This is a genomic window from Pseudomonas sp. LBUM1673, from assembly GCF_059695645.1.
In genome coordinates this window covers 6519800-6531904 of record NZ_CP166780.1, presented here as the reverse complement: position 1 = coordinate 6531904, position 12105 = coordinate 6519800, and the positions used below count along the sequence as shown (strand labels likewise).

Here is a 12105-nt window from a genome sequence, read left to right as displayed (position 1 = left end):
CTGCTGCCCTCAATGCGTAAGAAAAGGCGCGGCAACGTGCCCGGATTGCCGGCGTCACCGGTTTTTGGTTCAGTGCAACGACGGCTGTATGCGGTGCAAGCTGTGCGCTGAAAAAGGCGAGGTGGAGTGTGCCACCTGCGCTCGGCCGATGCCGGCGGGACGCAAAAACGAATGTGAGGACTGCGCCTGGGAAAAGAGCCTTGATCGGCGCACGCGTATTCATGCCGAACTGTTTGCCAATGTCAGTACGCGTCAACGCTTCAATGACTTCTGTCTGTGGCTCAAAACCCAGATGGGCGCGCACAAGGCTGCACTGAAACTTAAACACTACGTCCCCTTTTTTATCTTCCTAGATGCGCATTCCGTTGGATTGCCTTCGTACGCTTTTCTGCTCGAACACTTCAGCGCAGAAGGGCTTCGCCGAATGCAGACCCCGATGCTATGGCTTCATGCTCGGTATGGCGTTACGGCCGATGAGCAGCTGCGCAAGGAACATTCGGAAAAACGCAGAATTCAAGAGATGATCGAGTCGACGCCGTTGGGCGTTGGTTTGGACGCGCTGCTGGGATACCGGGCGTATCTATTGCTCAAGCAAGGCGATGGGAGCACGTCGATCGGAACTGTTCGGCTCTCCTTGCGTGCCGCGAAAAATGTTCTGGCTTTTACTTCAGAGCAGTTCGATCAGTTGCCTACACAAAAGACGGTGACGGCATATCTCACCAATACGCCGGGCCAACGCGCGACCGCACAGGGTTTTATCGGGTACTTGAACCGCACTCATGGGCTGAGTCTTTCTACAGAACTCAGGGAGCGCTCGGTCGCTAGGGCACAAAACCATAAGTTGGAAGCGCAACTGTACGCTCTGCTCTCCGCCGGCGGCGAAGGCGAAGCCTACGAACGCAGTTGGATCAAGGTCGCCCTGATGGCGTTACATGGTGTGCGCAATGTAAACAAGAAGGAGCTCGCCTATAGCGCGATGGCCATGCAGGACGTGGCTGGTTTTAACGTTGTGATCAATGCCAAAAACTACTGGGTTCCAAGCCCGGCATCGGCACCAGGCTTTTTGGCTGATCGCTCCGAGCAGCCATAGTGGTCAAGCCCGCCGCAAATGAAGATCACGTTTGCAAAGAGCGCTTTCTTGACCCATTGGCATTGGAGGATCGCCCTTTCGACCAGCTTTTGTAGTCCGCCGGGGTCATTCCCATCAGCTGAATGTAAGCCCGTCGGAACGAGGTGTCTTCGTTATAGCCGCACTTGATCGCAATCGAAAAAATAATCGCAGAAGACCCGTTTGATATTCAAAGGCTGGCGAGTTTCGAGATCGTGGGCTGTGATCCTGCCCTACGCAGAGCTGATTTCCCTGCACAGTGGGCCAGCTGAGCAAAGCCGATTGCGTGTATCTGACACAACAGGGATCCGGCCGTTGAGCGGGCCCTTGGCCTTGATGGTCTGGGGATCCCGGGCGTCATGAGTTGTACTGAAATTAGGGGGTTTATGTTGGGAAGATAAACTGCCTAATTTCAGTACATATCGTCGTCACACTAGGCACCGGGACTTGCTCAGATGAGCCTAATGCCTAGGTGAAAGAATGCGTAGAAAATCGTTGTGTCGACTTCCGAGTGGTGTCGGAAGATGTTATGCCGATGCTTTAGACCTGTTCTCAGGTTTCGGAAATTCCCATTGGCAGTCCGGATTTCAGCGCAAATTCTGGAGATCTCGACCAACGCTTCGGCTTCATGGTTGATCTCCATCAGAAGCCCTGACATTTTCTGTTCACTGTATACAGTGCCTTTTCGAACTTTCTTGCGCTGGAGTTCAAACATGTAGAAGCAGCGGGCACCGACCTTGATACGCACGACCAATATCCCTCGTCGGCGAATGGCATTTTCCCTGTACGCCAACCAGGTCCTGTTTTTATCTGAGGGTGCCTCGGATTGGGTAAAGGCCGGAAGTGCCAGCAATCTGAAGTCTGTGCTTTGAACAAAGCCTTGGCGTTCTGACAGCCAGGCCACGCTCGAAAAATGTTTTTGGCCTTCTTGACGCTGAAGCTCTGTCCATACAGCCTGAATTGCACCTCCATCTCCTTGGACGCGCTTTGCGACCGCAGTGAATTTGCCGACGCCTTTGTTGTGCCCCCGTGGGTCTCCGGTGGAGAGTACCTTGACCGTTCCCGGTGGAATCGTGAGGACGCTTTTTTTGGAAAGCGCTCGATCATCGTATGACACGGTTTGGGGACATTTGGGCCCCAGGATTTGAAATCCCGGATCGGGTTTGGACCAGCGAAAGGCTCCCTGATCTGGCTCCTGATGGTCTGTGATCAAAAAAGGGTCCTGCGGCTTTGGCGCTTCAACCTTGACCCGCATCGTGTCCAGTGGGGTCTGATCCTGCTTAGGATCCTCTGAGGAGTATTTGACCCGGATTATCTCATAGGCATGATCTTGGGGCTGACTCATGCCTGTGACTTCATAGCACAGAAATGTATTGTGGTTATTGATCCAACGTCCGCGAACCTTCACCTTTGCAGGGCCTTGAAACCAAGGTCTAACCCGCAGCCCTATCTCTTTCATGTGCTTGCCGTAAGCATTGTCCAGTTCGGAGTAGAGGAGCTTGGCCACCTTTTCGGTGTAGCCGTTGTATAACGCGTGAGCCAGAAACAGCCCATCATCGTCAGGAACAATGGATTGTGGTTTGACAAGCCATCTGCTGGGGTCTTTCGAGGTGTCGGCATAAAGAAGTTCCTGCACCTTTGGCCACGGGTAGGTCGTCAGGATTCTGGCCATGTCCGATGTGCTGCCATAACACCGGTAGAGAAACTCAATACAGGGGATCAGTAGGGTTTTGTCATCCGGTAGGGGGAAGCTGAGAAACTCGGTCAACATCTTGTCCGTTGGCTGGCTTCTCAGCGGATAATCGGTTTTGAAATAGGGAGCGGATTGGTGGTTGCCGTGGATACTTACGTAGGACCAGACACCTTCAGTGAAGTCCACAGAAAACTCTTGGTCTTTACCAAGATCGGTCTCGGCAATGCATTTCCCCCCTTGCCAAATCGTCCCCAGGCGAAAGCTTCCCAACCGGCCTACGCCGATCGATGCTTGGGTCACGCCGGCGGGTTGATCGTTGCGGTCTAGAAACCGAAAGACGACTTCAACCAGCGGAATGCTTTCTGCTTCGAAGTTTTTTTTGATGCGTTCGTAAGACCAGACCACCACCGTGCCATTGCGGATGTGATTGATGGCTTCGCCATCTTTGGTAGTACACAGATTTTCGCGTGGCGGAACTCGCTTGATTCGATGGAACAATTCACAACTCCGAATATGCAGGAGCATAAAGCTCGTCGCTGTCTGATGGCTGACTAAGCTGGACTCATGCATATCGTCCTGATTTGTTTAAAGCTCCGCCAGAGGGGCTGTACGTTACCTGCAAACCAGGGCCGCACCAAGTTGGCAGATCGTGCAGTCGGATCGTTTCTTCAGCGTCTCGGCGATCAGGGTCAGAACGAGACCGCCTCCGCTGCTTGAACAAGGAGCTCGTCTACGTGACGAGGACTGCGGTTGCTGAGGGAGAGCGTTCCAGCAGGTCTTATGCCTTCCCTAAAGATTCATTGAACAAGGAGGGCTCAACCCCTCCGGTTGCTTGGTTTGGTTCACACCTCCGATGCTCGGGAAAGCTCTGAGTGAGCAAGCTGCAGAAAGCTCACATCTAGCTCCTGACCTACGAGGATGTCTAAAACCTAAATCAATTTGAGTTTTGAAGGTTCTGGCGAATAAAAGCCTATCTTCGTTGCTCCAGACCGCCCCCTTGATGAGCATCATATGCAGCTATCGTGCTAAATTGTTCTATAGGGTTTTTTGTGCCGTCATGTGAGTAGCGGAAGGGTTTCGATGACAGGTCTTGATACATCTGTATTCATAAAAAGCTTGGATTTTTAATTTTCGCGAGAATGTTGGTAGGCCGGTTGTAAATTGGATTTTTGGCGTTAAATTAACTAATAATCGGTTCATTTTTATATTTGGTTTCAGCGAATTTTGGTATTATCTTTAAATGAAAGAAGCTCACTTAACACGCTGCCAAGTTGCAACGCCTCCTGACGTCGTCCGGTTGGTCTGGTCGTTAATTTCCTCGCAGCGGCCTGGGCAGTTTTTTGATTCAGTATTGGATCTTGGTGCTGGGGACGGGCGCTTTAGCCATGTGGAAGGTATTTATCAATCTTATGTTGGCGTTGAAAGAGATAAGAGCAAAACACTCAATGTCAAACTCCCTCCTAACGCTAGTCTAGTAATAGCTGACGCATTTCAGTGGGAAGGGTCGGATTACGAGATTTGCGTAGGTAACCCACCTTACATTCGCCATCACGGTTTAGATGCTAAATGGCGGGACATGGCGCTGCGCAATATTGAAGCGAGTGGTGGGCCTTCACTGAAGAAAACAGCCAATGCTTTCATTTTGTTTCTCACTCAGGCGCTTACGCGTACAAAGCTCGATGGAATTGTTGCTCAAGTCGTACCTTATGAATGGGTGACACGCCCTAGTGCTTCGGAACTTCGTGAGTTTATCCAAGAAAAAGGGTGGGATGTTTATGTGTATCGATTTGACTCAAACATTTTCCCCACAGTTCTTACCACTGCATCCATTACGATAATCGATAAGCGCGGTACCACTGGGGCTTGGAAATTTGGGACCATTAACCGTTCAGGCTCGGTTACGTTGTCAAACCATGCCTCTGGCACTCGTTCAAGAGTCATTCCGTACGCGAACGGGACCGACATCTGTAAGGCAATACGCGGCTTGAGCCCCGGTGGACAAGAGATCTTTGTCCTCACAGAAGAGGAACGTCTTTTTCACTCCCTCAAACGAGGCGTCGATGTCCGGCCCTGCGTGACGTCACTACGGTCCGTCAATCATGAGATGGAGCGCTTGGATGAGGCTGCGTTTGAGCGACTCTTCGTGCGTGCGGGGGCTCGTTGTTGGCTTATTAGAAGCGATTTGGATGATCACTCACCAGAATTGAAGCGTTACCTCAGTGATACCAACGACGATGCCTGGAAGAAATACAGTACGTGCACATCGCGTAAAATTTGGTGGCGATATAGGCCCCATCCAGCTCCCGCATTGCTGGTAGCCTCTGGCTTTACCTCAAAGGGGCCTAAAGCGTTGCTGAACCAGGTCGGCGCTGTCGCAGTTGGTTCCGTATATGGCGTCTTGCTTGACGGACTTCCTGATTTGCCACAAATCATGCTTACCAAATTGCGAGACTATGATTTCCGACGGCGATTGGTGCATCATTCCAACGGCCTCAAAAAAGTTGAGGTTCGTCAATTGAACGCCGTCTTGGCCGACTTGCTTCCACGTTGAAGCACTAAACAATGAGCGCGACCGCATGGCAATGGATGACCAGAAAGGGAAAAAAATTGCGCATTTCCATATCAGTGCAGCCCTGTTTGAGGAGCTAGGCGAACGTTTAGTCAGCAAACCGGAGATCGCGCTCGCCGAGCTGATTAAAAATAGCTACGACGCTGATGCCGAAACCTGCACGGTGAGGATTGCTGATGATCTCATTGAGGTGGTTGATAACGGCCATGGGCTGACGGAACACGAGTTTCTGAATAACTGGATGACCGTCAGTAGTACGAATAAGGCAAAGGCCAGACATTCACGTAAGTACAAGCGTCAGATGGCAGGATCCAAGGGCGTTGGCCGCTTCTCTGCTCGCTTTCTCGGGACTGTCCTTGAGGTAGAGTCGACAGCTCACGAAGCCAGCTCTGATGCTTTGATGACGTTGAAAGCTACTTTCAACTGGGTAGACATATCAGCTAAGCGCGATGTGTCTGAGATCAGCATTGAGTACACCGTTGGACCCGCTGCAGACGGCCAGTCCTCTGGAGTGAAACTGTCGATTCGTACCCTGAGGGATAACGTTGCGGACCTTCCTGTCTCAAAGGTTCGTACCGATGTCCTGCGGTTGGTAAAGGCTGATGGTGGCCTTGAACAGCCAATCTTTGCCACGGGTCAGTCCCAATTTTATTCCGATCCCGGATTCCAGATTTCATTTCCCCAAGGCGACGAAGAAGATGGCGCACAGGAAAACCTAGCCGCTTCGATTCTTGAGAAATATGTCGCTCGGGCACGGGTCGCTGTCGATGAGAACGGCAAGGTCGACTTCCGAATTTATTGGAAAGGATCCAAAGAACCTGTTGAGAAGAAGACTTTCCAGCTGGAAGAGCTGGCCAAGCCATATACGTCAAAAGTGTTGTCAGCCCAGTTGGGGGACGTCGATGCGCGTGGCTTGCCCTTAGAGCTGGAAAGCGTTGATTACCTGCCACTGGCCCGCGGCTTCAATAGCCCCGTGCTCATGGATCTGCGTTTTTTCCCTAGTCGCCAGGGAACGTTCGCTGACCTGCCAGTCAATGGCAAATCGGCCATGAAGTGGGTAAAGGAAAAATCTGGTATAGCGGTGGTGGACAATGGTTTCGCAATGCCAGCCTATGCGGATGAAAATAGCGATTGGCTCGCGATAGAGGCGTCAAAAGCGTCGAACGAACGCAATTGGCAATCAATATTTACACCATCCTTTTACCCCATGGATCCGACAGCTAAGCGAAGCCCGGGACTGAACCCCATGCTCGCATTGCCGCGCATGTCCCAGTTAATTGGCCGTGTACATGTAGCTACGCGCAAGGTGCCGGCTGACATCAAAGAGGATGATGACTGGCTGCAGCCGAACATGGACCGAGAGCAGCTCAGGGAGAATGGCGCGTATCGGCTGCTATGGCACCTCGTCAGATTTACGGTTGAAGCTTTAGCTCACTTCGACCGATCTTTCCGACTGAAAGACGAAGAGCGTAAAGACGCCGAGGCCAGGAAGAACGCACGAACCGGGCTTGCCTCTGCTATTGCTCAGATCAGTTCGTCGCCCGAAATCAATGCCGACCACAAACGGGCGATGCTCCGTCAGCTGCAAGAGGTGGAGCAGCAATTCACCATTGCGGAGGAGTACGACAAAAGTGTTCGGATGTCGTTAGAACTCATGTCTATGATGGGGGTTATGGCTGGATTCATGACCCATGAGTTCGACAAGATTCTAGGGAGCATCCACACGGTCGGCAGCATTTTACAGCGCTTGGCGGTCGATCACCCAGAATTGGCGGACGACGCCGAGCTTGTGCTGAAGAACGAAGTCATTCTGGCCCAGCAGGCCGAATATATGCGGTTGTACGTAGGTGCATCGCGCAAACTAACCGTCACTCCGTTTAAAGCAAAGTCACAGGTTAAGGTAGCGATACGAACATTAGAGGCGCTTGCAATCGAACACGGTATCGAAATAGAGATTGATATCGACGCTAACTTACCGGGCCCCGCTGTACCTTTAGCCGCCTACCATGGCGTGGTGATCAACCTGGTTTCCAATGCGATGAAAGCACTTGTCGCTCGTGTTAGCACCGACGATCGAAAAATCAAGCTCTACGCAGTCAATGCTGACAGCAAACACGTGCTGGTTTGCGCCGACAACGGTATCGGTATTCCCGAGTATGTGCAGGACAGAATCTGGGACCCGTTATTTACGACAACGGAAGGCCAAGACGACCAAAACCCGTTAAATTCGGGCTTAGGACTAGGGCTACCTGTGGTCAAGCGCGTAGTGGACGGTGTGGGCGGAAAAATTGAGCTCATGAAGAGATCTCCTCCTGGATTTGTTACCGCATTCAGAGTGGCATTTCCAGTTGAGGACAAGGACTAAGGAGGTTATGTGTGTAGGGTACTGATTATTGAAGATGAACTAGCTGCGATTGAAAGGTTTCAGGGCCTATCTAAAGGTACTGAGCTCACGTTCTTATCGCCTGCAGATGTGGGGCTGGCTGGCTGGGCCCCAGAAGAAACCGAATCAGTCGAGGAACAGTTAGCCAAACATCTGAAAGCTCAGATTGAGCAACAGCAGATAGATTTGGTATTGCTGGACACAGATCTTTCTCGTGGCCGTTCTTTACAGCCTCATTCCAGCTACAAAGCTGCGCTGCGTGAACTCGGGATGCCGGTCTGCCGATACCAAAAAGGAGGTACTGAGCCACCTTTAGCGCGACTGCAGCAGTTGCAACGTACCGTCCGCGATGGGGCGTCGGCGATCTGGATTCCAAAAGCCTACGTAAGCGGCGATCGTATAAACGGCCTCGTCCCACGTCTAATCGCGATTAGTCGAGGGTTCAAGGACATTCTCGCTGCTCTGAGATCAAATCCTGATCTGCTGGACGACAAGCATAGGCATAGCCCTGCCGATGTTTTGGCCAGCGTGCTCGGAGATACGGATCTTTCCTACGAATTTCTCGGCTACGCAGCACAAAATCTCGTTTATTTTGCTAAGCCTGAGCAAGAAGTCCAAGAACAGGAAATATCAAAAGAGCAGCGGTACGCAACCCAACTGGGGTATTGGCTTTATAACTATATTATTACATTTCCCGGCCCGATTCTGACGGCACCGGCAGCGGCTGCCTATCTCAACGTCCTCCCGGATGAACTGGAGGCGAGGGAAGATTTTTCTTCTTTAGTGGGTAGGGCTCATTACCAAGGCCCTTTTGACCAAGTAGAGCCGTACTTTTGGCGCACCCGTCTCATAGCTCTACTGGACGAGAGCAATGGAGACCTCGCAACGCATGAGTCAATCACCGGTGCACCACTGCGACGGGTGGATTCGAACAATGCCGGCGATCCGACCTTTGTTTGCATGATCACCGGGGAGGCAATCACCCAAGATCAGTCGGCGACCAGTCCAGATTGGGTTCCTTCGGGCGCGACCGAAGCAAAAATCAAAGAGGAAGTCTTGGACGAACTCGGTCCATTAGCAGGAATCTGAAGTTATGCAAGGGTATGCATTATTCAAGCGACATATATTAGAAATACAGAAAGCCGCTGACATTGTTATCGAAAAAGGACAACAAACCAAGGCGGTTTGGCCCGAACTGATTATGAATGACGCAGGTGAAGAAGGGTCGAAGTTAAGATTCTCGGAGCCGGCAATAATTTGGAATGCCCCCCTGAGAGGTTCATCCAAGTCTGCCAGCAAGCGAGCGATTGTGATGGATGGTAGTTTTTATTTTAAGGACGAAACCTTTGATAAAGGCGGCGCATCTTTAGAAGTTTATAGTGTCACAAACGCAGCCGGTCAATGTACGCTTAAGTTATTGGAGGCCATGCACTTCGATATTGAGCCTAATGCTGACCAGTCTCCGTTTCATCCAATGTTTCATGTTCAGTTTGGTAAAAACAATCATTTGGACTTGGGGGCACTCGAGGGGAAAATTGTTCGGTTGGCAAAGGTTCAGCCGGGTCGGATAGTGATTGATAGAAATATCAACATGCCTACTCGAGATGTACGCATTCCGACACCTCAGATGGATTATCTTTCAATGCTGGTGATGGTTGTTGCTGACTACTTTTGTGGGAGCGACAGCTCCAACGAGGTGACTCTCGGATTCAAAAAACTCCTACAGACGGTTAAGAATCCAAAAAATGTCGCACGTATTGGCAGGCAGTCACGTCGACTGGAGGAGCGTTGGGCTACCCACGACGGTAGCACGCCGTTCTCTGCAGCCCATTGGTATCAGGAAAGTTGCTCATAGTTTTTTGGGGGCGATATTGAGAACGATCTCCGTACCGCTCGCGCGGATCTTTTTAAAATTCTCTCAGTTCAATAGCTGAAGCAGGGTAGCCAACCTTTGTAACTTTCATCTGGGAGACGATGTATGTCCACTGCGATAGAAGACCACGACAGCAAAGATAAAAGGCGTCCGATTACATTCTTTGACATTTGGGACCCTTGGCGAAAGTCGATCATAGAGCAACATCGTTTCTACGTTGAGCAGGGAAAAAATAAGCTGCTGTCTCAATTTAACAATATTGAGAAAGAAGCACATGAGGCCGCTGAGCGCTGGCTAGAGAGGAACTCTGAATATTTTGACCCCGATCGAGATGACCCCGGAAGTTTCGAAGAGGATGCCTACCATGAGGGCGTTGAGTATCACAGGTTGCTAAGTGAGTTGCGAGATCAAACCAGGCTCAGCATCGTGGCGGGCATGTATCACTCTTGGGACAAGGAGTTACGTCGGTGGCTTATGACAGAGATTCAGCACTGGCACAGAGGTCCTAACGTTATAGATGCAGTGTGGAAGGCCACATTCGAGGACATTGTAGAATTGCTAGTGAGTTGTGGGCTGGTGGAGTCCGGCGCAGGCCCCCTCCAAAAGCTGAGCGCTTGTCGATATGTAGTGAATGTTTATAAACACGGTGAAGGGAGTTCTTTAGAAAAACTCAAAGTCTTCCATCCAGAGTACTTGCGTGTGCTGTCTGCTGACGTAAGTGCCCTGGACGCCAGTTGGATCGATCACACTAATCTTTTGGTTACTGATCAGCAGCTTGAGGACTTCTACGGCGCAGTTGTTGAGTTCTGGAGTATGATTCCCAACAGAGTCAGTAGCGACACGCTCAACGTGCCACTGTGGTTTGCAAAGGCGAGAGAGAAAGATCTCAAATTGCAAGAACGCTAGACTCCATTGCTTCTATAAAACGCTGGGTTCACTCGTAGAGTCAGGGTGGAGTTCGATTTTATTTCGCGGGACGGAACTCCCTTCGTTCGACGGAATAATTTGCAACTCCGAATATTCATTACCTACAAGCTCTTGAACTATAGGTGTCTAACTAAACTTATCTTCCTGACTTGTCTGAAGCTCCGCCAGAGGTGCTGTGCGTTATCTGCAAAAAGGGTCTGCACCAAGTTGGCAATCCGGCTAGTCGAATCGATGTTCAAGCGTTTCGACAAATAAGGTCAGAACGACATTCCTTCCGTTGCATGAGCAAGAAGCTCGTCGACCTGACGGGCCCCGACGGTCGTGGAGACCATCTCGATGGGGCTTTTGCCCGAGAAAAGAGACTTCGGTTTTGACAGCCAGCGCATAGCTTTAGCACTGTCGCCAAAAAAAGACTCAGCTAAAGCGATGATGTGCGCCAGACGAAACAGGTGATCGCTTTGACTGGTGGTCAAACGCTCGCCATTCGCCAGCTTCATTTTGAGTGTACGGGTTGGGAAGATTGCGTTCTGAATGGCAGGGTCGATAAGACCTGAGTCGCGCATTGCCGCAACGCTATTTACCTCAAAGCCAGCATCGATCAACTCGTGGATTTGTTGAGCAGTTGCGTCAACGGGGATATTGAGCAACACCTGCATGCGGTTTCGGTAGCGGTCATCGGCTTGTGCGCGTAAGAAGTCGTTGGCTCCGAGATACTCATGCGAAAGGGAGCGGATCGGCGTCAGGGTGATCGTGTCGCCGGAGACGGTGATCACTAGGTCATCCCCGATCACCAGGCCCATCTCCTGCAACAAGGCAGCAGGTAAATCGACGATGACATCTCCACTGCCATCGTTGGTGGCCTGAGCCTGTACGTACCATTGTCTGTCGTTCTTCATATCATCCACCCTTGGTGCTGTCAGCGAGAGATGGTGATCTATGCTCGCGCTTGCAGCGCCTGCTGTCATGGAGTAAATGAGCCTTCGCATGTCGGCAGAGCCGGAATTGCGATAAATGGTCCGCTTGCTTGTAGCAAGGTTTGGGGTCATTCAACTCAGGCTCATAAGATCACTCAACGTTACTGTCTGTCGAGTGCCCGGGCCGAGCAGGACATACAAAGTGTTTCGCGTGAAGAAAAATCCTGTGCGCTCGTGGCTCAGTTGGAAGGTGCTGCGTACCCAGTCGCCTGGGCTAAAGCGCTCGCGACTATCGAGCACTACGTTACGCGCGTAAACCAGCACCGGTTTCAAGCCACGGTCGTGTAATGCGTCATACTCCGTACCGCAAGATTCAAGTTCGAGTAACGTCCAGTCTCGCACTAGGCAAAACGAATATTCGCCGAAATTGCTTTCGACAAAGTTGATTGCGTCTTCAGCTGAAAGTCTGCACCCGTTGATGATCTCCCCTTGCCCGCTCAAGAGTTGCTGTAACCGTTCAAGATCCATATCCGCATGCCCTCTCAAATACAGCTCTTTCAAGTGAGCGCCGGCGGCTGTTAAGAGCGGCCGCCTGCGTAGGCTTTGACCGATGGTGAGTGCTTGTTCGGCCGATTGTC

9 protein-coding genes are annotated in these 12105 nt (G+C 51.2%); 6 read left to right on the top strand and 3 right to left on the bottom strand.

The genetic code is table 11. From position 1 onward, the window contains the following. Nucleotides 1–88: 88 nt before the first annotated feature. Entirely contained in the window at nucleotides 89–1090 is a 1002-nt protein-coding gene (locus tag ACA044_RS29885) for a hypothetical protein (RefSeq protein ID WP_497444446.1), read from the top strand. 469 nt (nucleotides 1091–1559) lie between these two features. On the opposite strand, the gene ACA044_RS29880 is transcribed toward ACA044_RS29885, so the two are convergent. Then, nucleotides 1560–3299: a hypothetical protein gene (locus tag ACA044_RS29880; RefSeq protein WP_497444445.1), complete on the bottom strand. Its 1740-nt coding sequence runs from the start codon at nucleotides 3297–3299 to the stop codon at nucleotides 1560–1562. A 742-nt stretch (nucleotides 3300–4041) separates the two neighbouring features. Between ACA044_RS29880 and ACA044_RS29875 the strand changes: the two genes are divergently transcribed. From ACA044_RS29875 to ACA044_RS29855, 5 genes are all read left to right on the top strand, one after another. Continuing rightward, nucleotides 4042–5352 (top strand): Eco57I restriction-modification methylase domain-containing protein, encoded by a 1311-nt coding sequence (locus ACA044_RS29875; protein ID WP_497444444.1) that lies wholly within the window; start codon nucleotides 4042–4044, stop codon nucleotides 5350–5352. Between the two features lie 25 nt (nucleotides 5353–5377). Beyond that, nucleotides 5378–7735, top strand: coding sequence for a sensor histidine kinase (locus ACA044_RS29870; protein WP_497444443.1), 2358 nt, complete (start codon nucleotides 5378–5380; stop codon nucleotides 7733–7735). A 9-nt stretch (nucleotides 7736–7744) separates the two neighbouring features. Beyond that, nucleotides 7745–8842, top strand: coding sequence for a hypothetical protein (locus ACA044_RS29865; RefSeq protein WP_497444442.1), 1098 nt, complete (start codon nucleotides 7745–7747; stop codon nucleotides 8840–8842). 4 nt (nucleotides 8843–8846) lie between these two features. Next, complete coding sequence (locus ACA044_RS29860; RefSeq protein WP_497444441.1) at nucleotides 8847–9608, top strand: hypothetical protein; 762 nt, start codon at nucleotides 8847–8849, stop codon at nucleotides 9606–9608. Between the two features lie 123 nt (nucleotides 9609–9731). Next, the gene (locus ACA044_RS29855) at nucleotides 9732–10532 is read left to right on the top strand and encodes a hypothetical protein (RefSeq protein ID WP_497444440.1); all 801 of its coding nucleotides are present in this window, start codon (nucleotides 9732–9734) and stop codon (nucleotides 10530–10532) included. Nucleotides 10533–10810: 278 nt separating this feature from the next. Here the strand turns inward: ACA044_RS29855 and ACA044_RS29850 are convergent, their stop codons facing one another. Together ACA044_RS29850 and ACA044_RS29845 are read right to left on the bottom strand one after the other, a co-directional pair. Next, entirely contained in the window at nucleotides 10811–11449 is a 639-nt protein-coding gene (locus tag ACA044_RS29850) for an antitoxin Xre/MbcA/ParS toxin-binding domain-containing protein (protein WP_497444439.1), read from the bottom strand. 150 nt (nucleotides 11450–11599) lie between these two features. Next, nucleotides 11600–12028 (bottom strand): DUF6957 family protein, encoded by a 429-nt coding sequence (locus ACA044_RS29845; protein WP_497444438.1) that lies wholly within the window; start codon nucleotides 12026–12028, stop codon nucleotides 11600–11602. Nucleotides 12029–12105 lie beyond the last annotated feature (77 nt).

Bases quoted from the DNA above. Each gene is read 5' to 3' on its own strand.
- ACA044_RS29885 (WP_497444446.1), top strand. From the start codon at position 89: ATGCGGTGCAAGCTGTGCGCTGAAAAAGGCGAGGTGGAGTGTGCCACC.
- ACA044_RS29875 (WP_497444444.1), top strand. From the start codon at position 4,042: ATGAAAGAAGCTCACTTAACACGCTGCCAAGTTGCAACGCCTCCTGAC.
- ACA044_RS29850 (WP_497444439.1), bottom strand. From the start codon at position 11,449: ATGAAGAACGACAGACAATGGTACGTACAGGCTCAGGCCACCAACGAT.
- ACA044_RS29855 (WP_497444440.1), top strand. From the start codon at position 9,732: ATGTCCACTGCGATAGAAGACCACGACAGCAAAGATAAAAGGCGTCCG.
- ACA044_RS29870 (WP_497444443.1), top strand. From the start codon at position 5,378: ATGGCAATGGATGACCAGAAAGGGAAAAAAATTGCGCATTTCCATATC.
- ACA044_RS29860 (WP_497444441.1), top strand. From the start codon at position 8,847: ATGCAAGGGTATGCATTATTCAAGCGACATATATTAGAAATACAGAAA.